The organism is Sphingomonas desiccabilis (genome assembly GCF_004135605.1).
In the GTDB taxonomy this organism is placed as follows: Bacteria; Pseudomonadota; Alphaproteobacteria; order Sphingomonadales; family Sphingomonadaceae; genus Sphingomonas; species Sphingomonas desiccabilis.
In genome coordinates this window covers 432,262-453,263 of record NZ_SDPT01000003.1, presented here as the reverse complement: position 1 = coordinate 453,263, position 21,002 = coordinate 432,262, and the positions used below count along the sequence as shown (strand labels likewise).

22 protein-coding genes are annotated in these 21,002 nt (G+C 69.4%); 9 read left to right on the top strand and 13 right to left on the bottom strand.

The window, feature by feature from the left end:
• Nucleotides 1–9: 9 nt before the first annotated feature.
• The 3 genes from thrC to EO081_RS15595 are packed head-to-tail and all read left to right on the top strand — an operon-like array spanning nucleotide 10 to nucleotide 3,765.
• A complete protein-coding gene (gene thrC, locus EO081_RS15605; protein WP_129343200.1) occupies nucleotides 10–1,413 on the top strand; it encodes a threonine synthase in 1,404 nt (467 codons plus the stop codon).
• Nucleotides 1,410–2,279 carry a class I SAM-dependent methyltransferase gene (locus EO081_RS15600; protein WP_129343198.1) on the top strand — a complete coding sequence of 290 codons (870 nt, stop codon included), beginning with the start codon at nucleotides 1,410–1,412 and terminating at the stop codon, nucleotides 2,277–2,279. Before thrC ends, EO081_RS15600 begins: the two co-directional genes overlap by 4 nt.
• Before the next feature lie 46 nt (nucleotides 2,280–2,325).
• A complete protein-coding gene (locus EO081_RS15595; RefSeq protein ID WP_165284658.1) occupies nucleotides 2,326–3,765 on the top strand; it encodes an ArnT family glycosyltransferase in 1,440 nt (479 codons plus the stop codon).
• Between the two features lie 3 nt (nucleotides 3,766–3,768).
• Here EO081_RS15595 and EO081_RS15590 read toward each other — a convergent pair whose 3' ends face one another.
• The 3 genes from EO081_RS15590 to EO081_RS15580 are packed head-to-tail and all read right to left on the bottom strand — an operon-like array spanning nucleotide 3,769 to nucleotide 5,392.
• Complete coding sequence (locus EO081_RS15590) at nucleotides 3,769–4,404, bottom strand: heme exporter protein CcmB (protein WP_129343194.1); 636 nt, start codon at nucleotides 4,402–4,404, stop codon at nucleotides 3,769–3,771.
• Nucleotides 4,401–4,985: a heme ABC exporter ATP-binding protein CcmA gene (ccmA, locus tag EO081_RS15585; protein ID WP_129343192.1), complete on the bottom strand. Its 585-nt coding sequence runs from the start codon at nucleotides 4,983–4,985 to the stop codon at nucleotides 4,401–4,403. The genes EO081_RS15590 and ccmA overlap by 4 nt, the downstream gene beginning before the upstream one ends.
• Nucleotides 4,982–5,392: a metallopeptidase family protein gene (locus EO081_RS15580; RefSeq protein ID WP_129343191.1), complete on the bottom strand. Its 411-nt coding sequence runs from the start codon at nucleotides 5,390–5,392 to the stop codon at nucleotides 4,982–4,984. The genes ccmA and EO081_RS15580 overlap by 4 nt, the downstream gene beginning before the upstream one ends.
• Before the next feature lie 47 nt (nucleotides 5,393–5,439).
• Between EO081_RS15580 and EO081_RS15575 the strand changes: the two genes are divergently transcribed.
• Genes EO081_RS15575 through EO081_RS15565 form a run of 3 tightly spaced genes read left to right on the top strand, consistent with a single transcriptional unit; the run spans nucleotide 5,440 to nucleotide 7,397 of the window.
• Nucleotides 5,440–5,727: a 4a-hydroxytetrahydrobiopterin dehydratase gene (locus EO081_RS15575; RefSeq protein ID WP_125959337.1), complete on the top strand. Its 288-nt coding sequence runs from the start codon at nucleotides 5,440–5,442 to the stop codon at nucleotides 5,725–5,727.
• 35 nt (nucleotides 5,728–5,762) lie between these two features.
• Nucleotides 5,763–6,896, top strand: coding sequence for a UV DNA damage repair endonuclease UvsE (gene uvsE / locus EO081_RS15570; protein ID WP_240697722.1), 1,134 nt, complete (start codon nucleotides 5,763–5,765; stop codon nucleotides 6,894–6,896).
• Between the two features lie 60 nt (nucleotides 6,897–6,956).
• Nucleotides 6,957–7,397 carry a DUF4126 domain-containing protein gene (locus EO081_RS15565; RefSeq protein ID WP_129343189.1) on the top strand — a complete coding sequence of 147 codons (441 nt, stop codon included), beginning with the start codon at nucleotides 6,957–6,959 and terminating at the stop codon, nucleotides 7,395–7,397.
• Between the two features lie 135 nt (nucleotides 7,398–7,532).
• On the opposite strand, the gene EO081_RS15560 is transcribed toward EO081_RS15565, so the two are convergent.
• From EO081_RS15560 to ruvB, 3 genes are all read right to left on the bottom strand, one after another.
• Nucleotides 7,533–10,667, bottom strand: a complete 3,135-nt coding sequence (locus tag EO081_RS15560) for a helicase-related protein (protein WP_240697721.1) — start codon at nucleotides 10,665–10,667, stop codon at nucleotides 7,533–7,535.
• A 105-nt stretch (nucleotides 10,668–10,772) separates the two neighbouring features.
• Complete coding sequence (locus tag EO081_RS15555) at nucleotides 10,773–11,360, bottom strand: cysteine hydrolase family protein (RefSeq protein WP_129343187.1); 588 nt, start codon at nucleotides 11,358–11,360, stop codon at nucleotides 10,773–10,775.
• A gap of 118 nt (nucleotides 11,361–11,478) precedes the next feature.
• On the bottom strand, nucleotides 11,479–12,501 hold the full coding sequence (gene ruvB, locus EO081_RS15550) for a Holliday junction branch migration DNA helicase RuvB (RefSeq protein WP_129343185.1): 1,023 nt from the start codon (nucleotides 12,499–12,501) through the stop codon (nucleotides 11,479–11,481).
• Between the two features lie 122 nt (nucleotides 12,502–12,623).
• Here ruvB and EO081_RS15545 point away from each other — a divergent pair, with 122 nt between their 5' ends.
• Complete coding sequence (locus EO081_RS15545) at nucleotides 12,624–13,526, top strand: 2-hydroxyacid dehydrogenase (protein WP_129343183.1); 903 nt, start codon at nucleotides 12,624–12,626, stop codon at nucleotides 13,524–13,526.
• A gap of 48 nt (nucleotides 13,527–13,574) precedes the next feature.
• Nucleotides 13,575–15,641 (top strand): MGH1-like glycoside hydrolase domain-containing protein, encoded by a 2,067-nt coding sequence (locus tag EO081_RS15540; RefSeq protein WP_240697720.1) that lies wholly within the window; start codon nucleotides 13,575–13,577, stop codon nucleotides 15,639–15,641.
• Between the two features lie 167 nt (nucleotides 15,642–15,808).
• On the opposite strand, the gene ruvA is transcribed toward EO081_RS15540, so the two are convergent.
• From ruvA to EO081_RS15515, 5 genes are all read right to left on the bottom strand, one after another.
• Nucleotides 15,809–16,411 carry a Holliday junction branch migration protein RuvA gene (ruvA, locus tag EO081_RS15535; RefSeq protein WP_129343181.1) on the bottom strand — a complete coding sequence of 201 codons (603 nt, stop codon included), beginning with the start codon at nucleotides 16,409–16,411 and terminating at the stop codon, nucleotides 15,809–15,811.
• Nucleotides 16,408–16,914 (bottom strand): crossover junction endodeoxyribonuclease RuvC, encoded by a 507-nt coding sequence (ruvC, locus tag EO081_RS15530; RefSeq protein ID WP_129343375.1) that lies wholly within the window; start codon nucleotides 16,912–16,914, stop codon nucleotides 16,408–16,410. Before ruvC ends, ruvA begins: the two co-directional genes overlap by 4 nt.
• A complete protein-coding gene (locus EO081_RS15525) occupies nucleotides 16,911–17,654 on the bottom strand; it encodes a YebC/PmpR family DNA-binding transcriptional regulator (protein ID WP_125959345.1) in 744 nt (247 codons plus the stop codon). Before EO081_RS15525 ends, ruvC begins: the two co-directional genes overlap by 4 nt.
• 152 nt (nucleotides 17,655–17,806) lie before the next feature.
• A complete protein-coding gene (locus EO081_RS15520) occupies nucleotides 17,807–18,043 on the bottom strand; it encodes a DUF2312 domain-containing protein (RefSeq protein ID WP_129343179.1) in 237 nt (78 codons plus the stop codon).
• Nucleotides 18,044–18,146: 103 nt separating this feature from the next.
• Nucleotides 18,147–18,527: a DUF1244 domain-containing protein gene (locus EO081_RS15515; RefSeq protein WP_129343177.1), complete on the bottom strand. Its 381-nt coding sequence runs from the start codon at nucleotides 18,525–18,527 to the stop codon at nucleotides 18,147–18,149.
• 71 nt (nucleotides 18,528–18,598) lie between these two features.
• On the opposite strand from EO081_RS15515, the gene pyk reads away from it, so the two are divergent.
• On the top strand, nucleotides 18,599–20,065 hold the full coding sequence (gene pyk / locus EO081_RS15510; protein WP_129343175.1) for a pyruvate kinase: 1,467 nt from the start codon (nucleotides 18,599–18,601) through the stop codon (nucleotides 20,063–20,065).
• A 92-nt stretch (nucleotides 20,066–20,157) separates the two neighbouring features.
• Here pyk and EO081_RS15505 read toward each other — a convergent pair whose 3' ends face one another.
• Nucleotides 20,158–20,781: an HAD-IA family hydrolase gene (locus tag EO081_RS15505; RefSeq protein ID WP_183947989.1), complete on the bottom strand. Its 624-nt coding sequence runs from the start codon at nucleotides 20,779–20,781 to the stop codon at nucleotides 20,158–20,160.
• Nucleotides 20,782–20,806: 25 nt separating this feature from the next.
• Nucleotides 20,807–20,932 carry a type B 50S ribosomal protein L36 gene (ykgO, locus tag EO081_RS15500; protein ID WP_055755695.1) on the bottom strand — a complete coding sequence of 42 codons (126 nt, stop codon included), beginning with the start codon at nucleotides 20,930–20,932 and terminating at the stop codon, nucleotides 20,807–20,809.
• Nucleotides 20,933–21,002 lie beyond the last annotated feature (70 nt).

Below are 21,002 nucleotides of genomic sequence, written 5' to 3'. Positions count from 1 at the left end.
CGCCTCCGCATGCGCTATGTGAGCACCAGGGGGAATGCGCCGGTCCTCGATTTTGAGGGCGCGACGCTGGCAGGGCTGGCCGCCGACGGCGGACTCTATGTACCGGAGGCGTGGCCGACGCTCTCGCGCGACCAGATTACGGCCCTCGCCGGCCTCTCCTATGCCGAGACGGCGGTGCGCGTGATGCTCCCCTTCGTCGGCGACAGCCTGAGCGAAGACGCGCTTCGCGATCTGTGCGAGCGCGCCTATGGCACCCGCTTCGCGCATGCCGCGGTCACCCCGCTCGTCCAGCTCGACCATCGCCACTGGCTCCTGGAACTGTTCCACGGCCCTACGCTCGCATTCAAGGACGTCGCGCTCCAGCTGCTCGGCCTGTTGTTCGAACGCTTCCTGACCGGCCGGTCCGAGCATGTGACGGTGATCGGTGCTACGTCGGGGGACACCGGCTCCGCCGCGATCGACGCGCTCGCCGGCCGCACCGGCGTCGACATCTTCATGCTCCACCCGCATGGCCGCGTCTCCGACGTGCAGCGGCGGCAGATGACGACGGTGCTTGCGCCCAACGTCCACAACATCGCGATCGACGGCAGCTTCGACGACGCCCAGGCGCTGGTGAAGGCGATGTTCAACGCGCCCGATTTCGCCGGCCGCTTCCACCTGTCGGCGGTGAACTCGATCAACTGGGCCCGGCTGATGGCGCAGGTGGTCTACTACTTCTACACCGCCGTCCGCCTGGGCGCACCCGAGCGGCCGGTCGCCTTCTCCGTCCCGACCGGCAACTTCGGCGACGTGTTCGCCGGCTATGTCGCCCAGCGCATGGGCCTGCCGGTGGCCCGCCTGGTGGTCGCGACCAACGTCAACGACATCCTCCACCGTGCGCTGTCGGCGGGCGATTATTCGACCGGCAGCGTCACCGCGACCGACACGCCGTCGATGGACATCCAGGTCAGCTCCAACTTCGAACGCCTGCTGCACGATCTCGGCGGCCGCGACGGCGCCGCGCTGGCGCTGCAGATGCAGGGCTTTGAAACCAGCCGCGCGATGCAGCTGACCAACGCGCATCGCGACGGCGCCGCCGCCCTCTTCGCCAGCGCGCGCATCGATGCCGAGGGCATGATGGGTGCGATGCGCTGGGCGTGCGAGCGTTCGGGCGAGCTGATCGACCCGCACACCGCCATCGGCCTCGCCGCCGCGCGCGCGCTCGACATCGCCGCCGACGTGCCGGTTGTCACGCTGGCGACCGCACACCCGGCCAAGTTCCCCGACGCGGTTGAGCGTGCGACCGGCCAGCGCCCGCCGCTCCCGGCTCGCGTCGGCGATCTGTTCGAGCGCGAGGAACGCTGCGACCGCCTTCCCGCCACCTTCGAGGCGGTGACCGGCTACATCGCCGAGCGTGCGGTGGCGCGCGCGTGAATCTCGTCAGCCTGATCGGCGAGCCGTGGCCCGACTATGGCCTGGTGGACTGCGGCCACGGCCGCAAGCTCGAGCGCTACGGCCCCTATCGCTTCATCCGCCCGGAACCCCAGGCGATGTGGGCGCCGGCCTCGTCGGACTGGGATGCGCATGGCGAGTTCGTGCCCGGCTCCGACGAGGAAGGCGGCGGCCGCTGGCAGTTCGACAAGCCGGTGCCGCGCGAAGGCTGGCCGCTCGCCTGGGACCAGGTTCGCTTCACCGCGCAGAACACGCCGTTCCGCCACCTCGGCTTCTTTCCGGACATGGCGCCGGTGTGGAGCTGGATGCGCGAGCAGCTGGGGGACGCATCGGACCCGGAATGCCTGAACCTGTTCGGCTACACCGGCGTCGGCACCCTTGCGCTGGCGTCGGCCGGCGCCCGGATGGTGCACGTGGATGCGTCCAAGAAGTCGGTCGAAGCCGCGCGCGGTAACGCCGTGCTCTCGGGCATGACCGACCTGCCGGTGCGCTGGCTGGTGGAGGACGCCAGCAAGTTCGTCGCACGCGAGGTGCGCCGTAACCGCCGCTACGACGGCATCCTGCTCGATCCGCCGAAATGGGGCCGCGGCCCCAATGGCGAGGTGTGGAAGCTGGAGGATCACCTCCCCGGCCTGATCGCGGACTGCCGCCAGCTGCTGGACGACAACTCGCGCTTCCTGTTCCTGACCGTCTATGCCGTGCGCATGTCGGCGCTCGCGATCGGAGAGCTGCTGCGCCAGACGCTGGCGGATCTGGGCGGCACCGTGGAGTGCGGCGAACTCGGCGTCCGCGAGGAAGCCCGCGGCCTGACCCTGCCCACCGCGATCTTCGCGCGGTGGCGGCGTTAGGGGCTTTGCGAGCGGCTAACGCGTGCTAAGCAAGCACGACCGCCCCGTGACCACCACTCAGACTGACTCACCCCAGCCGAACCAGTATCGGCTGCCGCCGCTCGTCCTCGCCTGGGGCCCAGTTCTCCTGCTGTGGACACTGCTCCTGCTGCTCAACCCTGTCGGCTATATCGGCGGGGGAAGCGACGACGGCCGCTACCTGGAAGCGGCGCAGTGCGTGGTCGATCATGCCGGCTGGTGCGTCCCTGAGACGCATTGGGCGGCGCGCTGGCCGGTGGTTTTGCCACTTGCTGGAGCAATCGCGCTGTTGGGCGAGACTCGCCTCGCCGTCGGGCTCGCAAGCGCGCCGTGGGCGATCGCCGCGATCCTGCTGCTGACAACGCTCGTTTACCGATGGAAGGGTAGGCTCGCTGCCCTTTTGGCCGGCGGAGTGCTGGTGCTAACACCAGTGTTCACGCTCCGCAGCCTGTCTCCCTCCGCCGATCTGCCTGAACTGACCTTCCTGCTCGGCGGCTGGCTGGCGGCGCAACAGCGACGTCCGCTGCTCTCTGGTCTGCTGTTCGGTCTGGCGATTGCGACCCGCGAAACCGCTGCGGTCGCGCTGGTGACGTTACCGATGGCTTGGCTATTGTGGCGCCCTAGGCCTGCCCGTCTCCCCGTCGGCATGGTCGGGCTGGCGCTTCCCCTTTTGGTCGAAGGGCTCGTTCATGCGGCGACTGCGGGAGACGCACTGCTACGGGTTCGGCTTGCGCTGGGACATACCGGCATCCCGTCGTCCGAACTGGCGACGGGTGTCGACCACCGCGTCCCCCTGTTCAACATGGAACTGGTTCGTCACTGGCGTCCCGCAACCGACATCCACGTTCACTGGCTGCTCGACCCGCTGCTCAACCTACTCGCAAGTCCGCTCTGCGGTATCGTGCTCGTGGCCGCGCTTGGCCTCGTCACGATCCGTGGCCGAGAATCGTACGCGCTCGTCAAACTTCTCGCGCTCGGTTCGGCGGCAATTGCGCTGCTGCTGATCTTCGTGCTGGCGATCGACCCGAAGCCGAGAATGTTCCTGGTTGTAATTGCCGCGGCTGCGGCAATCGTCGGCATCGACTGCGCAGAGCGACTTTGTGCGCACCAGCGCCTCCTCCCCATGGTCCTACTCGTTCTGATCGCGGTTAAAGGCGTCGCTGTCGTCGCCGACCAGCCGAACATCCTAATGGCGGAACAAGTCGCGGCCCGCTGGATCACCACGTCGCGGCCCGCGTTGACGACAGACGCCAACACCAAGAGCCATTTCGCTCTTGTTCCAGAGGCGCGCGTCCTCGCGGTAGGTGACGGCGTGCCGCGAATGGTGCTCGAGGTCGGCGCCTGTAATGCAGCGGCAGGCGAAAGCCGCGACGTTCGTGCGCCGGACCGCGCCTGGGTCGCCGGCATTTGCAAGACCGGCTTCTTCCTCACACGCCGCGAGCGCCTCAGCCTATGCCTCTACCGCTAAACCCTACTCCCGGGCGAAGCGGAGCGCTGCGCCCGCGACAAACGGCGCGCCTGCCAGCAGCAGCAGGCTGGTCGCGGCGACCAGCTTGAGCCCTGAGCCGCCCCCCTCCAGTGCGCCCGCGCCGAACACCAGCAGGGGGAGCGCGAAGGGGAGCATCACCATGCCCGCGACCGCGCCCGCGCCGCGCATGCCGGCGACCAGCGCCGCGGTCGCGACCGCCAGCGCCGCCAAGCCGGGGGTGCCGAGCAACAGGCCGAGCTCCAGCCGCAGCAGCACGTCGGCCGGCATCTCCAGCAACGCGGCGCTGAGCGCAGCGGCGAGCATCACTGCGGGGCCGAAGCCGATCCAGTGGCCGACGACCTTGGCCACGGCGATGCCGGCGTCCGGCAGCCCGCGCACGGCGAACTGGTCGATTACCCCCGCCTCCAGGTCCGGCAGCACCAGCCGCTCGACCGGCAGCAGCGCGGCGAGCAGCGCCGTCGCCCAAACTACACCGCCACCGATCCGTGCGAGCAACCGCGCGTCCGGGCCGATCGCAAAGGGGAACAGCGTCGCCACCAGCAGGAAAAAGGCGAGCGTCAACATCAGCCCGCCGCCGCTCCAGGCGCGGCGCAGCTCGCGAAGGACGATCGCGATCATGCCGCCGGCTCCAGCGGCAGCACGCGTGCGCCCGGCAGCGCGACCGGCACATGGCTCGCGACCAGCACGATGCCGCCGCCCGCGCGGTGCCGTGCCACCAATCCCTCGAGCAGCGTGGTCGAGGCTGCGTCGAGGCCGTTGACCGGCTCGTCCAGCAGCCAGATGGCGGCACCGCCCGCGACCACCCGCGCCAGTGCCGCGCGCCGCCGCTGGCCCGTAGACAGCATCCGAACCGGCACTTCGGCGAGCACACCGAGCCCGACCGCGTCCAGCGCCTCCGGCACCCGCCCGCGCGCGCCATCGAGCGCGGCCCAGAAACCGACGGCGTCGGCGAGCGTGCGTTCCGTATCGAGTGCGGCGGCCTCCGCCAGCAGCGCGCGCGCGCCGGTCGCCTCGACCCGACCCGCGGCAGGGGCGAGCAGGCCGGCGGCGATGCGGATCAGGCTGGACTTGCCGACGCCGTTGGGGCCGGTCACCAGCGCCGCCTCGCCGGCGGCAAGCGCAAGGCCGAACTCATCGAACAACAGCCGCCCGCCACGCCGGCAGGCGACCCCGTCCAGCACAAGCCGCGCCGTGCTCACGCGCCCGCGGCTTCCTCCAGCGCGTGCATGTCGGCGTCCGACAGGCCGAAGTGATGCCCGACCTCATGCACCACGACATGGGTGATGAGCGCGTCCAACCCGACGCCGGTCTCCACCCATTCGTCCAGCAGCGCGCGGCGATAGAGGTGGATCCGGTCGGGCATGGAGACGCCGGTCCAGGCCGATTTCTCGCCCACCGGCAGCCCGTGATAGAGGCCGGTCAGCGCGAACGGATCCTCGATGCCCATCGCGTCCAGCGTCTCGTCGTCCGCGAACTCCTCGACTAGCAGCACCACCTCCTTCAGATGCTCGGCGAAGGGCTCCGGGATACGGGCGAGCGCAGCACGGGCCAGCGCCTCGATGCGGGCGGCGTCGGGGGCGAACTGCAAAGGCGCTTGCTCGGACATGGCTTCGTCCATAGGCCTTGCCGGCGAGGCCGCACAAGGAGGGTCGAATGGAGCTGTTGAACGAGGCGGAGCGCGCGGATGCGCTCGACGGGTTGCCGGACTGGGACCATGACGACGCGCGCGACGCGATCACCCGCAGCTTCACCTTCGACAATTTTAGCCAGGCCTTTGCCTTCATGACCCAGGTGGCACTGCTTGCGGAAAAGGCCAATCACCACCCGGAATGGTCGAACGTCTGGAATCGCGTGGACATTCTCCTGACGACGCATGACGCGGGCGGGCTGTCGTACCGCGACATCGACATGGCCCAGGCGATCGACGCCCTGGTGGAGTAACGGACCCTCTGGCGCCGCCGCCCGTTGGAGGGGCGATGCCGAACCGATCCGACCGCCCGATGCGGCTGGGCTTCCCCGTCAAGGTGATGGGCAGGCCCGAGCTCAAGAGCAACGACACCCGCCGCTGGCAGGCGGGTCCGCACCTGAAATGCTCGCTCGAGCATGTCGACCGCGTGCTCGACTATTGCGCGGCGAAGGGAATTTCCATGTACCGGCTGTCTTCGGACCTGGCGCCCTATGCCACCCATCCGGACATGCCGCAGTTCCACGGCATGGTGGCCGAGAGCGACGCGGAGCTCGCCGCCTTCGGCGCCAAGGCGCGATCGCTCGACATGCGGCTGTCGTTCCACCCCTCGCAATATGTGCTGCTCAACAGCCCGAACCCGGAACTGACCGCCAAGAGCATCCTGGACCTCGCCAGCCAAGCGGAGATGCTCGACCGCATGGGGCTAGACGACGAGGCGGTGGTGATCACCCATGTCGGCGGCGTCTATGATGATCGCGAGGCGGCGCGTGCCCGCTGGATCGAAGGCTGGGAGCAATGCCCGGAGCATGTCCGCCGCCGGCTGGTGCTGGAGAACGACGACATCCGGTTCTCGGCCGCCGACGTGCTGTGGATCCATGAGCGGACCGGCGTCCGGCTGATCTTCGATTATCAGCACTTCTGGTGCCTGAACCCGGAGGGGCTGGACCTGCGCGACACGCTGGAGCGCTTCCTTGCCAGTTGGCCCGAGGGCGTGCGGCCCAAGATCCACTTCTCCTCGCCGCGCACCGAGATGCGCGAAGTGAAGCAGAAGATCACCCCCGCCAAGCGTGGCAACGCGGCCAAGGACGAGGTCACCAAGGCGCCGGTGAAGCCGAACGCGCGCGTGAAGACGGTGCTGCGCCCGCCGGTGTGGACCGGCCATGCCGATTTCACCAACCCGTTCGAATTCTCGACCTTCATGCGGACCGCAGAGGGACTCACGTTCGACGTGATGCTGGAGGGCAAGTCCAAGGACCTCGCCCTCATCAAGCTGCGCGGTGACCTGCTGCGCTACGCTCCCGATGTGGCGGCACGGTTCGGCATCCATGCCGAGGATGCCGCCGCACTCGCCGCCGACGATGCGGCGCTGGAGAACGGCGTCGATGCGGAGGATGCGCCCGACGTGGACGAGGGCGCCGCCTGATCCCCGGGATACCCGGCGCCCGCCGCTCGTTGCCTTCCAAGACCATTTCAGGAGACCCGCATGCTTCGCTCCCTCCTCATCGGCCTCGTCGCGGGTCAGCGCGCCATGACCCCGCTCGCGCTCGTCGCGAGCGCCGCCCGGCGCGGCCGCCTGCCCACGGATGCGCCGGCGCGCGAGCTGCTCGCCCATCCGCTGGTCGCGGGCGGTGCGGTGGCACTCGCTGCTGCGGAGATGGCGGGAGACAAGATGCGAACCGCACCCGATCGCACCGTCCTGCCGGGTCTGATCGCGCGCACGACGACCGCAGCCTTCGCCGGCGCGGCCTTGGCCCCGGCCGAACAGCGCAAGGCCGCCGCGGTGCTAGCCGCAGCGACCGCGATCGCGGCGTCCTATGTCGGCTTGTCGCTCCGAATGCGGGCGCTGCGGCGCTACGGCCAGACCAAGAGCGGTTTCGTCGAGGACGCGCTGGTCCTCGGCAGCGGACTGACCATCACGCGCTGAGCCGGTCGTGCTCCTGCGCAGGCAGGAGCCTGGGGCCAGAAGCGCTGCGTTTGGTAACCTTGGGCTGGTTTCCAACGTCGCCCCCCTGGCCCCCGGCCTCCGCCGGGGTGCGGTATCGCCGTGGCGAACCGCCGCTCAGCAGTCCCCCACCTCGCTCAGCAGCGCCTGCACCCGCACCGCGCGCTCGGCGGCATCCTCGATGCGCTCGGCCAGCACGTAGCGGTCGCCCTTCGCCTCCAGCCCCTCGGCCTTAAGCTTGGCCTTGCCATAGGGCGTGAGCGCGATCCCCCCCGGCCCTGCATCGACGCGCGCGACCTCCGCGACCCGTGCCAACTGCCGGATGCGCGCCACCGTCATCAGCCGCTGCGCATCCTCCGGCAGTTCGCCGAAGCGATCCTCCAGCTCTTCCTCGAATCCGTCGAGCGCCGCTTCGTCCGTCAGCCGCGCGAGCCGGGCGTAGAGGGTCAGCCGCACCTCGGCCTCCGGGATCCAGTCTTCCGGCAGGCGCCCTTCGATCCCCAGGTTCAGCTCGGGCGTCCACACGGCCACTTCCTCTCCGCGCGCCGACCGCAGCGCCAGGCCCAGCAGATGCTGGTACAGGTCGACGCCGATCAGCTTCATGTGCCCGGCCTGCGCCTCGCCCATCAGGTCGCCGGCGCCGCGCATGTCGAGGTCGCGTGCGGAGATCGCAAAGCCCGCGCCCAGCCGATCGAAGGCCTGCAAGGTTCGCAGCCGCTTGAGCGTGGACTCGGCGATCTCGGCGCCCGCTTCGGTCATCAACAGCACCTGCCCGCGCCGGCCACCCCGTCCTACCCGGCCGCGCAGCTGGTGAAGCTGGCTCAAGCCGAAGCGATCGGCGTGGTGGACGATCATCGTGTTGGCGCGCGGCACGTCCAGCCCCGCCTCGATGATGTTGGTCGCCAGCAGCACGTCGCCCGCGCCATTGGCAAAGGCGACCATCGCCTCGTCGATCTCGGCCGCCGGCATCTTGCCGTGGGCGGTCACCAGCCGCAGTTCCGGCACCAGCTTCTTCAGCTCGGCCTCCAGCGGCGCCATGCCCTCGATCCGTGGCACCACCACGAAGCTTTGCCCGCCGCGTCCCTTTTCACGCAGCAGCGCGCTGCGCACCGTGACGGGATCGAAGCTGGCGATGGCCGTGCGGATCGGCTGGCGACGGGCGGGCGGCGTGGCGAGGATCGAGAGCTGCTGGAGCCCCACCAACGCGGTCTGCAGCGTGCGCGGGATCGGCGTCGCCGACAGCGCCATCACATGCCCCGCGCCCAGATCGCGCAGCTTCGCCTTGTCGGCCGCGCCGAAGCGCTGTTCCTCGTCGATCACCACCAGAGCGAGGTCGTCATAGTCGACGCCCGCGCCCGCTACGGCGCCGGTACCGATCACCACCCGCACCGATCCGTCGGCGAGCCCGGCCTTGACCTGCTTCTTCTCCGCCTCGCTCGACAGGCGGGAGAGGCCGGCGACGGCAATGCCGGTTCCTTCGAAGCGCCGCTGGAACGTCTCCAGATGCTGGCGCACCAGCACGGTGGTGGGGGCGGCGATCGCCACCTGTCGGCCGGCGAGTGCGACCATCGCCGCCGCGCGCAGCGCGACCTCGGTCTTGCCATAGCCGACGTCGCCGATCACCAGCCGGTCCATCGGCTTGCCCGAGCCGAGATCGTCGCGCACCGCCGCGATCGCGCGCGCCTGGTCCGGCGTCTCGGTAAAGGCGAAGCCGGCGGCGAAACGCTCATAGGCGGACGGGTCGGGTTCGATCGGATCGGTAGTGCGGGCGTCGCGCTCGGCGGCCAGGGCGGCAAGGCCCTTGGCGCTCTCCGCCACCGCCGCATCGATCGCGCCGCGCCGCTTCTCCCAGCTCGATCCGTCGAGCGAATCGAGCGTCACCGAGTCGGCGTCGGCACCATAGCGCCAGATGCGGTCCGCCTCGGCGACGGGCACCAGCCGCCGTCCTTCGCGCGCATAGCCGAGCACGATCGCGTCCCCCGCGTCGCCGGGCAGCGTCTCCAGCCCTAGCACCGCGCCGATGCCGAAGTCCTCGTGCACTACCACGTCGCCGATGCGCAGTTCGCCGGCACCTGCGAACAGCGGATCGATCGCGGCGACCGCGCTGTCCTCGGCCAGTGCGCGCCCGCCGAGCAGGTCGGAGGCGGCGACCACCGCCAGCCCCTCGACACGGAACCCGCGCTCGATCGGCGCGACGAGCGTCGCGACCTTGCCCGCACCGAGCTTGCGCGCCGCCTGCCAGCTGGCGACCTCCCCGGTCTCGGTCTTCAGCAGTTTCTTCACTCGCGTGCCCAGGAAGCGCAGGTCGCGCCGCGAGCCGACCAGCAGCAGCGCGCCGCCCTCCAGAGCGGCGCGCCCAAACCGCGCGAACCCGCGCGACGGCTGGCGCTGCTCCACGAAGCGCGGCGGCACATCCCCGACCTCCGGCAGCGCCAGCGTGTCGGCCTTGGCGAGTTCGGCCTTCCAGTCCTCCTCGGGCACGATGCCGGCGCTCGATCGCCGGCGCCTGGCGCCGTCCTCGGCCAGCGCCAGGAAGCGCGCGCGGCGCTTGCCCGCCCCGGGATCGCTCGCAATGGCGACCGGCGGCAGATGCGCGAACAGCGACACGCCCGTCGCGCCCTCGCCGAGACCCGGCTCCATCGCGCGACCGATCTCGATGCGCTCCAGCGTCTCTTCGGAACGCTGCGTGGCGGGGTCATAGCAGCGGATCGCGGCAATCCGGCCTTCCACCACCTCGATGCGGACCGGGCGGGGCGAATCGGCGGGGAAGATGTCGACCACGCCGCCGCGCACCGCGACCTCGCCGGGTTCGTCCACCCGGTCGTCGGTGAAATAGCCGATCGCCTCCGCCTCGGCCCGGAAGGCCTCCGGGTCCAGTTCGTCGCCGACCGCCAGCGCCGGCGGCGCCGCATCGAAGCTCTCGACCGGCGGCAGCAAAGGCACCGTCGCCTCCGCCGTGGTGATGCAGGCCAGCCGCGGGCGGTTACGGTCGGTGGCCAGCAGCCGCAGCCGGCGCAGCGCCCCGACCCGGCGCCCCACATTGGCGGCGGAGGGCGGCGCATCGTCGCCCGGGATCGCGTCGCTGGACGGCAGGTGCACCACCTTCGCGTCGGGAGCGAGGGCGGTCAGGGCTGCGGCGATGCGTTCGGCGCGCTGCTCGTCGGCGGCGATGAACAGCAGATCCTGGCTCGCGATTGCGTCCGCCAGGGCCGCGGCAAGCGCCCCATAGGGCATGGGATCGGCGGTCGGCATCAGGCGGCGCCACCGGCGCGCACGGGCAATGGGTGCATCGGGAACTCCAGCACGCCGGACGGCGCGTGCGGGTTCAAACGAGCGCAGCCCAGCCGCGTTCCTTGGTCACTCCGCCTTGGCGATCCAGTCGGCGAGCGAGCACTCACGGGTGGAGCCGATCTCCGCCTCCATACTGTTGCGCATGATCTCCAGCGCCCATCTGGTTCGCTGGGGATCGCTGCTGGCGACGGCATCCTCGGGCACCCACAGGTCGTACGCCCGCATATGCGCATCCGCGGCGGTGAACAGCACGCAGATGTCGGCAGCGACCCCGGTCAGGATCAGCCGGCTGACCCCCAGTTTGGGCAGCAGCACCGGCAGGTTGGTCGAATAGAAGCCGGAGAACTGCGGCTTGATGATGAAGTAATCGTCCTTGCGAGGCGCCAGCTTGCGGGTGAGTTCACGCCCCGGCGCATCGCTCTCCGTCACGTTTTCGACCAGGCGCGAGCGTTCGGAATGCCATTCGCCATTGTTGTCGTTGACGTAGATGACGGGCACGCCCGCCGCGTCTGCCGCGGCGCGCAGCGACAGGATCGGCTCCGCAGCCGCCTCCGCCGCCTCCTGCAACGGCGCCGCGTCCTCGAAGTCGAGCGCGTTGATCATGTCGATGATCAGCAGCGCGGTCTTGCCGGGCGCCTGTTCCCTGTCCGCCATCGCCTCTCTCCTCGCCGCCGGCGCTTGCGAGCCGGTGGACCGTTCCAGCGCGCGGGGGAGGCTCCTGGTTCCGCTCGCGCCGGTCCTGGCGAACGCGATCGCCGCAGCCGCCTGGCGCCTAGTCGAAGAGGCCGTCTTGCGTGTTCACCGGCGGCTCGATGCCGAGGTGCTTCCACCCGGCCGAGTTCAGGCAGCGCCCGCGTGCGGTGCGCGCCACCATGCCGATCTGGATCAGATAGGGCTCGATCACTTCCTCGATCGTGTCGCGGGGCTCGGAAAGCCCCGCAGCCAGCGTCTCCACGCCGACCGGGCCGCCGCGATACACGTCGGCGATCATGGTCAGGTAGCGGCGATCCATCGCGTCCAACCCCTGGTTGTCGACCTCCAGCCGGTTCAGCGCGGCATCGGCGGTGCGCGCGTCCACCGTCTCGGCGCCCGCGACATTGGCGAAGTCGCGCACGCGGCGCAGCAGCCGCCCGGCGATGCGCGGCGTGCCGCGCGCGCGCCGGGCGATCTCGCGCGCGCCATCGGAGGCGACGTGCAGGTCGAGCAACCCGGCCGCACGCGTGACCACCCGCTCCAACTCGTCGACCGTATAGAATTGCAGCCGCACCGGGATGCCGAAGCGATCGCGCAACGGCGTCGTCAGCAATCCCTGGCGCGTGGTCGCCCCCACCAGCGTGAAGCGCGGCAGATCGATCCGCACCGACCGCGCCGAGGGCCCCTCGCCGATCATCAGGTCGAGCGCGCGGTCCTCCATCGCCGGATAGAGCACTTCCTCAACCGCCGGATTGAGGCGGTGGATCTCGTCGATGAACAGCACGTCGCCGTCCTCTAGGTTGGTGAGCAGCGCCGCCAGATCACCCGACTTGGCGATCACGGGTCCGGAGGTGGCGCGGAAGCCCACGCCCATCTCGCGCGCGACGATCTGCGCCAGCGTCGTCTTGCCAAGCCCGGGGGGGCCGAAGAACAGCACATGGTCGAGCGCGTCGCCCCGCGAGCGGGCCGCGTCGATGAACACGCGCAGATTTTCGCGCGCGGCTTTCTGGCCGACGAACTCGTCCAGCGAACGCGGGCGAAGCGCGGCGTCGACGTCCTCGCCGCGCCGGGCGGGCGTCAGGATGCGATCGGCATCGCTCATCGGGTTGCCGGCCCCGCGAAGCGCGGAAGTGCGGCCTTCGGATCGAAGATGTCCATGGTTCGTTCCGTACCGATGCACCCCGCCCCCTGTCGAGGCACATCGCACGCCGCTAGGCTGACGTGATGACCGATCGTCCGCCCCTGTTCGTCATGACGCCGCTCGCATCCGAGACGATCGAGCAGCTGGAGCAGCGCTTTACCGTCCACCGCGGCGGAGGTCCGGAGGACACCCGCGCCATCGTCGCCGGTGGCGCCAGCGTCATCGACGGCGCGATGATCGAGGCCCTGCCCCAGCTGGAGATCATCGCGATCAACGGCGTCGGCTATGACGGCATCGACCTGGAGGCGGCCCGCGCCCGCGGGATCCGCGTCACGACGACGCCGGACGTGCTGACCGACGACGTCGCGGACCAGGCGATCGCGCTCATGCTGGCGGTGCAGCGGCGGATCGCGGCCAACGACCGGATCGTGCGGGACGGCGGCTGGATGGTTCCTCCCGGCCGCCAGGCGAGCGGCTGCCGCATCGGCATCTTCGGCCTCGGCCGCATCGGTCGCGCGATCGCACGCCGTGCCGAGCCGTTTGCGGCCGAGCTCCTCTACACCGCCCGCCATGCCAAGCCGGACCTGCCCTGGCGGTTCCTGCCCGACATCCGTGCTCTGGCAGCCGCTTCGGACGTGCTGATCCTGTCTGCCCCGGGCGGCGAGGAAACGCAGCACATCGTCGGGGCCGAGGTGCTGGCGGAGCTTGGCCCGGACGGCGTGCTCGTCAATGTCGCGCGCGGAAGCCTGGTGGACGAGGCGGCGCTGATCACGGCGCTCGCCGAGGGGCATATCGCCGGCGCCGGCCTGGACGTGTTCGAAAACGAGCCCGACGTGCCGCGCGCGCTTCGCCACATGGACCATGTCGTGCTGGCCCCGCACCAGGGGAGCGCCACCACCGCCGGCCGCGCGGCCATGGCCAAGCTGGTGCTCGCCAATCTGGACGCCCATTTCGCGAGGAAGCCGTTGCCGACGCCGCTGGTCTAACCGGTCCACCTTCGCCTAAGCTTTGCTCAGACAAAAGGAGAGGGAAGCTTGGCGATCGACCCAACCAGGGGAACGCGCATCGGACGCACGGCGCGGATGCTGGCGCTGCTGGGCGCGACCGCCCTGCTGGGTGCCGGTGCGACGGCGGAGCCGCCGCAGCAGCCGGCCGCGACCGCGTCCCGGATCGACGCGGACACGGTGCTGCGCGCCCGGTTCGGCAATGACGCGCCCTGGTATCGCGACAACGTGCCCCTGTTCGAGTCGTCCGATCCGAAGCTGGACGCGGTCTATTATTATCGCTGGCAGCTGTTCCGCGCCCATCAGCGCGACCTGGGCGAGAAGGGCTATATCAGCACCGAGTTCATGGACGACGTGAGCTGGCAGCGCGAACCCTATGCCAGCCTGAACGACGCGACCGGCTTCCACCTCTACGAGGGCCGCTGGCTGCGCGACCGCCGCTATGCGGGCGATTACATCGACTTCCTCTACCAGGATGGCGGCAACGACCGGCACTTCAGCGAAGCGATCGCGGATGCCACCTACGCGCGCTTCCTGGTCGACGGCGATCGCGCCGATGCGACCCGCCACCTCTCTGCCATGCGCCACATCTATGGCCTGTGGGACGACAAGTTCGACTTCACCAAGGGGCTCTACTTCATCGAGCCGCTGCTCGATGCGACCGAATACACCATCTCGTCGATCGACGCCTCGGGCGGCAAAGACGGGTTTCGCGGTGGCGACTCGTTCCGGCCGTCGATCAACGCCTATATGTTCGCCAATGCCCGCGCGATCGCGCGGCTGTCGGCGCTGACGGGCGATGCAAAGACCGCTGCCGACTATGACGCGCGCGCCGACCGACTCCGCACCCGCGTCGAGGACGCGCTTTGGAGCCCGAAGCTCGGCCACTTCATCGATCGCTTCAAGGTCAACAACGAGCATGTGAAATACTGGGAGCCGATCCGCGGGCGCGAGCTCGCCGGCTATGTGCCCTGGACCTTCGGCCTGCCTAGCAACGACCCGCGCTTCGCCAACGCCTGGAAGCATCTGCTGTCGCCGCAGGGACTGGGCGGCCCGTTCGGCATGCGCACGGTGGAGCCGAGCTACCCGCATTACATGCAGCAGTATCGCTACGAAGGCACGGCGCCCGAATGCCAGTGGAACGGCCCTATCTGGCCGTTCCAGACGACCCAGACGCTGACCGCCATGGCCAATCTGCTGCGCGACTATCGCCAGGAGGTCGTCACCCGCGCCGACTATCTGCGCCTGCTGCGCCAATATGCGCAGCTCCACTATCAGGGCGACCGGCTCGACCTGGAGGAAGACTATCACCCCGACACCGGCAAGCCGATCGTCGGCCTGGCGCGCAGCCACCATTATTTCCACTCCGGCTTCAACGACCTGGTGATCGCCGGCCTGGTCGGCCTGCGCCCGCGCGAGGACGATGTGCTGGAGGTGGATCCGCTGGTCCCCGCCGGCACCGGGCCCGACACGCTCCAGTGGTTCCAGCTGCAGGATGTACCCTATCACGGCCGTCTGGTGACGATCCGCTACGACGCGGACGGCAGCCACTATCGGCGGGGCGCGGGCCTCACCGTGCTGGTCGACGGCCAGGAGGTAGCCTGCAGCGCCAGGGCCGAGCGCGTCAAGGTGCCCATCGCGCGCCGCGCCGCGCCTGCACGCGCGACCCGCATCGACCGCGCGGTCGAACTGGTCCGCGGGCAGTTCCCTAAGCCGAGCGCGTCGAGTGGCACGCCCGAGCGCATCCACGACGCCGTGGATGGGCGCGTGGTGTTCTTTCCCGAGAACGACCACGGCTGGAGCAGCCAGGTCGGCGAGCGCGCGCCCTGGTTGCAGGTCGACTTCGGCACGCCGACCGCGCTTTCCTCCGCGGAGCTCGCCTTCTTCGCCGATGCCCGGCACGCCGCTCCGACCGGCTACACGATCGAGGCGCAGGTCAACGGCCGCTGGCAGAAGATCACGGCTGAGCAGGACGCGCCGCTGGCCAACGGCATCACCAACGTTCGCTGGACGCCGTTGCGCGCGACCGCGGTTCGGGTGCGGATGCGGCCGCAAGCGGGAAAGCCGGTGCGCGTGGTCGAACTGAAGCTGTTCTGACTTCTGTAGCCAGGTACAAGGAATCGCCGGGGGCGCGACCGTGCTCCTGCGCAGGCAGGAGCCCAGGGTTTCACGCGCCGTCAGGCGTTGTTGTGCTTGGCCCTGGATCCCCGCCCTCGCGGTGATACAAAAAGCGGCCGGTGGAATTGCAAGCGGCTCGTGTGCCGCTACCGCGCCGCCTTGCGGAGCGCCAGACGGACCAGCGCATCCAGGCTCGCGCCGGCGTCGAGTTCCTCGGCCGCCGCCTCCACCGCGCGCGCGGCTTCGGCGGGCTTGAACCCCAGGTTGAGCAGAGCCGAGACCGCGTCGGCGCTCGCGCCGCCCGCCGGGATGGTGGCACCGGCGACGCCCGCGAGCCCAGGCGCGATGCCGCCGACCTTGTCCTTCAGTTCCATCGCAATGCGCTGGGCGAGCTTGGGGCCGACACCGTTGGCACGGCCGATGCTCGCCTTGTCGCCCTTGGCGATCGCGGTGCGCAGCTCGTCGGGAGCGAGCACCGATAAGATCGCCAGCGCCACCCGCGCGCCCACGCCCTGCACGCCGGTCAGCAGCCGGAACCAGTCGCGCTCGTCGGCGGTGGCGAAGCCGACCAGCCGGATGAAATCCTCCGCCACCAGCATCTCGGTGTGGATGGTGACATGCTCGCCCACCCCGCCCAGCGCCTGCAGCGTGCGTGACGATGCGCCGACGAGATAGCCGACGCCGCCGACGTCGATCACCGCGTTGTCGATCCCTGCAGACTCGAGCCGGCCTTTGAGATGCGCGATCATGCCCCCACTCCCGTCCGTCGGGCGCGCGCATGGGCGCTCGCCAGGTGATGCGCATGGGTGATCGCCACCGCCAGCGCGTCGGCGGCATCGGGCCCGGCGAGCTTCACGCCCGGCAGCAGGTGCCCGACCATCGCCTGGATCTGGCGCTTGTCGGCGCCGCCGGTGCCGACCACCGCCTTCTTGACCACGCTCGGGTGATATTCGCCGATCGCGAGCCCTGCGGTGGCGGCAGAGAGCAGCACCACGCCGCGCGCCTGCCCCAGCTTGAGCGTCGACTGGGCGTTGGTGTTGCCCAGCACTTCCTCGGCCGCGGCACTGTCGGGCCGCTCGGTGCGGATCACCTCGCCCAGGGCGCCGAACAGGTGCGACAACCGCCGGGGCAGCTGCATCGACGGATCGGTGCGGATCTGCCCGTTGGCGACGTGGCTGAGGCGATTGCCGTCGGCCCGGATCACGCCCCAGCCGGTGGTGCCGAGACCCGGGTCGAGACCGAGAATGATCAGCCGAGCTTCTCCATCACCGCGTCGGACACTTCGTAGTTGCCCCACACGGTCTGCACGTCGTCGTCGTCGTCGAGCGCGTCGATCAGCTTGAACAGCGTGGCGGCGTCGTCCTCGGTCACCTCGACCATGGTCTGCGGCTTCCACGCGAGCTTGGCGCCCTCGGCCTCGCCGAGCACCGGCTCCAGCGCCTTGGCGACCTCGTGCAGGTCGCCCTGCGCGGTCCAGATCTCATGGCCGTCCTCGCTGGAGGTGACGTCCTCGGCTCCGGCTTCCAGCGCGGCCTCGAACACCTTTTCGGCGTCGCCCGCGCTTGCCGGATAGTTGATGAGGCCCACGCGGTCGAAGCCGTGGCTCACCGATCCGCTCGCGCCCAGGTTGCCGCCGTTCTTGGACACCGCGGTGCGCACGTTGGTGGCGGTGCGGTTGCGGTTGTCGGTTAGAGCCTCGATGATGAGGGACACGCCGCCGGGACCGAAGCCCTCGTAGCGGATCTCCTCGTAATTCTCCATGTCGCCCTTCGACGCCTTGTCGATCGCGCGCTGGATATTGTCCTTGGGCATCGACTGCGCCTTGGCGGCGTTGACCGCCGCGCGCAGGCGCGGGTTCATGTCCGGGTCGGGCAGACCCATCTTGGCCGCGACGGTGATTTCGCGGGAAAGCTTGGAGAACATGCCCGAGCGCTTCTTATCCTGCGCGCCCTTGCGGTGCATGATGTTCTTGAACTTGGAATGGCCTGCCATGTGCTCTCTCGAATCCAGGGGCAGCCGGCTTCCCCGGGAAGCAGGCCGTCAATGCGTGCACGGGTAGAAGAAACACCCGCCCCTAGACAAGCGCAGTGCCGGTTCGCCGCGCGACCGAAAAGGCGGGGAACGGCGCCCGGAGGCGCCGGCCGTCAGATGCCGAGCGCCTGCTTGTAGGTCTCGAGCAGCATGTCCGCCTCGTCACGGTGATGCTTCTCCATCCGGCGCAGGCGGATGATGGTGCGCATCGTCTTGGTGTCGAATCCGGTCGACTTCGCCTCGGCGTAGACGTCCTTGATATCGTCGGAGATGCCCTTCTTCTCCTCTTCCAGCCGCTCGATGCGCTCGATCAGAAGGCGCAGCTGCTCGGCGGAGATATTGTCGCTCATGATGGTCCCGTGGAATGAGGTGTGAACGCGCGCGTCTAGGCGATCCCCCGCCGGCGCTCAACCGGTGCGTGGGGATCGCCGGCGGCATGTGGGGGAAACCGGCTCAGCGCGGCTCCGTCATCGCGGGCGGATCGCTTGCCGGGAAGCTCTCGTCCAGCGCCTCGTCGAGCGCCGCCTCGGTCGGATTGCGCGCCAGGCTTTCCTGCATGCGTGCGAGCTGGGCCTCGGTTGCGGGCGGCTGGTGGCTCGCCTTCCACTCGGCATAGGGCATGCCGTAGATCAGCGCACGGGCGCTTTCGCGGTCGATCGGCTGTCCGGCACGGACGCTCGCGTCCTCCACCCACTCCGACAGGCAGTTCCGGCAGAACCCCGCCAGGCCCATCAGATCGATGTTCTGCGCGTCCGAGCGATGGCGCAGATGACGCACCAGCCGCCGGAACGCCGCCGCAGCGATCCTGTCATCAAGATGATCGATGTCTGCCATTTACGCCCTCCAAAGGTTGATCCGGATCGAAGAACAGGTAGAGCCGGTGGCTTGAAAACCAAGGATCGAGGATGACAAAGGCCTTCACGCCCCGCTCGCGCAAGGTTCGCGTGCTCGCGACGCTGGGTCCCGCCAGCAACTCCGCGGAGATGATCGGCCGGCTGTTCGAGGCGGGCGCAGACGCGTTCCGCATCAACATGAGCCACGGCGACCAGCAGTCGAAGCTTCCGGTGATCGCCGCGATTCGCGCGCTGGAGAAAGCGTACAACCGCCCCACCACGATCCTCGCCGATCTCCAGGGCCCCAAGCTGCGTGTCGGTCGCTTTGCCGAGGGCAAGGTGATGCTGGAGACCGGCAGCCAGTTCATCCTCGACCGCTCCGACGCGCCGGGCGACGCCACCCGCGTCGAGCTTCCCCACCGCGAGATCTTTGCCGCGATCACGCCGGAGGCTCGGCTGCTGCTGGACGACGGCAAGCTCGTGCTGCGCGTGGTGGAGCATGACGAAACCCGCATCGTGACCCGGGTCGAAGTCGGCGGCATGCTGTCCAACAACAAGGGGCTGAACGTCCCGGACGTGGTGCTGCCGATGGCGGCGCTGACGCCCAAGGACATCAGCGACCTGCACTTCGCGGTGGACGCAGGCGTCGACTGGATCGCGCTCTCCTTCGTGCAGCGGCCGGAGGATCTGGCGGACGCGCGCAGGCTCATCCAGGGACGCGCGGCGCTGCTCGCCAAGATCGAGAAGCCATCGGCCGTAGTGCGGCTGGAGGAGATCGTCGAGCAGTGCGACGGCGTCATGGTCGCACGCGGCGATCTGGGCGTGGAACTCCCGCCGCAGTCGGTGCCGCCGCTCCAGAAGCGGATCGTCGAAACCGCTCGCCGCCTCGGCCGACCGGTGGTCGTCGCGACCCAGATGCTCGAATCGATGATCACCTCGCCGTCGCCGACCCGCGCGGAAGTGTCGGACGTCGCGACGGCGGTCTACGACGGTGCCGACGCGATCATGCTGTCGGCCGAAAGCGCGGCGGGCGACTGGCCGGTCGAATCGGTCGCGATGATGGATGCGATCGCGAATTCGGTGGAGCGCGACCCCGGCCACGGCGACCGCGTCCACTTCACCATCACCCGCCCCGACCCGACGACCGCCGACGCGCTGGCGGAAGCCGCCAAGAACATCGCCCGCACGGTCGATGCCAAAGCGATCCTGTGCTTCACCATCTCCGGCTCGACTGCCCGGCGAATCGCGCGCGAGCGTCCGGGCGTGCCGATCATGGTGCTGACGCCGAAGCTGGAGACCGCCCGGCGACTGGGGCTGTTGTGGGGCGTGCACGCGGTCCACACCCGCGACGTGGGCTCGTTCGAGGAGATGATCGCCAAGGCCAAGCGGATGATGCTGCGCCACCAGATGGCGAGCGCTTCCGATCGCGTGGTGGTCTGTGCCGGCGTGCCGTTCGGCACGCCGGGCTCCACCAACGTGCTGCACGTGGTTCGCCTCTTGGGCGACGAGCTCAAGAACTACGAGAAGAACAAGGGCTGAAGCCAAAGCTGGGCTTCCGCGACAGCGGGAGCCCAGGCCACGGCCGCCGGCCGGCAACGATGGGCTCCTGCCTGGGCAGGAACCTGTGCTTCCTATGCGCTGGCCAGCAACCCCAACCGCACCAGCTCGGCGCGGAAGGCCGCCGCATCGGAGAAATGCACCGCGCGGAAGCCCGCGACATCCGCGGCGGCGACATTGGCGGCATTGTCGTCCACGAACACCGCCTCGCGCGCGCCGAGCCCAAATCGGCGGAGCGCCAGCGCGTAGATCGCGGGATCCGGCTTCACCAGCTTCTCGTCGCCGGAGACCACCACGTCGCGAAACCGGTCGAACAACTCCGGCGCCGTCGCGCGGAACGGCGGCCAGAACTCGCCGGAGAAATTGGTGATCGCGTAGAGCGGCACGCCGGCCGAATCGAGTTCGCGGACGATCTCGGCCATGCCCGGCACCGGACCACCGATGCTTTCGTTGAAGCGCGGCCCCCAGGCGGCGATCAGCGACTCGTGCTCGGGATAGAGCGCGATCAGCTCGGCCGAAGTCTCGGCGAACGCGCGGCCGGCATCGTGCTGGAAATGCCACTCATGGGTGACGACATCACGCAGAAACGCCGCGAGCGCCTGATCGTCGTCGATCAGGCGCTCGTAGAGGAACCGGGGGTCCCAATGATAGAGGACGTTGCCGACGTCGAAGACGACGGCCTTGATCGGGTTCGGCACGTTCAGCGGTACCGAACCGACAAGATCAGCCCTGGCGTGCCTTGAAACGGCGATTCGTCTTGTTGATGACGTAGATGCGGCCGCGACGGCGGATCACGCGGTTGTCCCGGTGACGATCCTTGAGCGACTTCAGGGAGTTGACGATCTTCATGACCGGGTTCGCTTCTCGAAATTTGGGCTGACAAAAAGAGGCGCCCGCCTAGAAGCTGATGGCTGCCAAG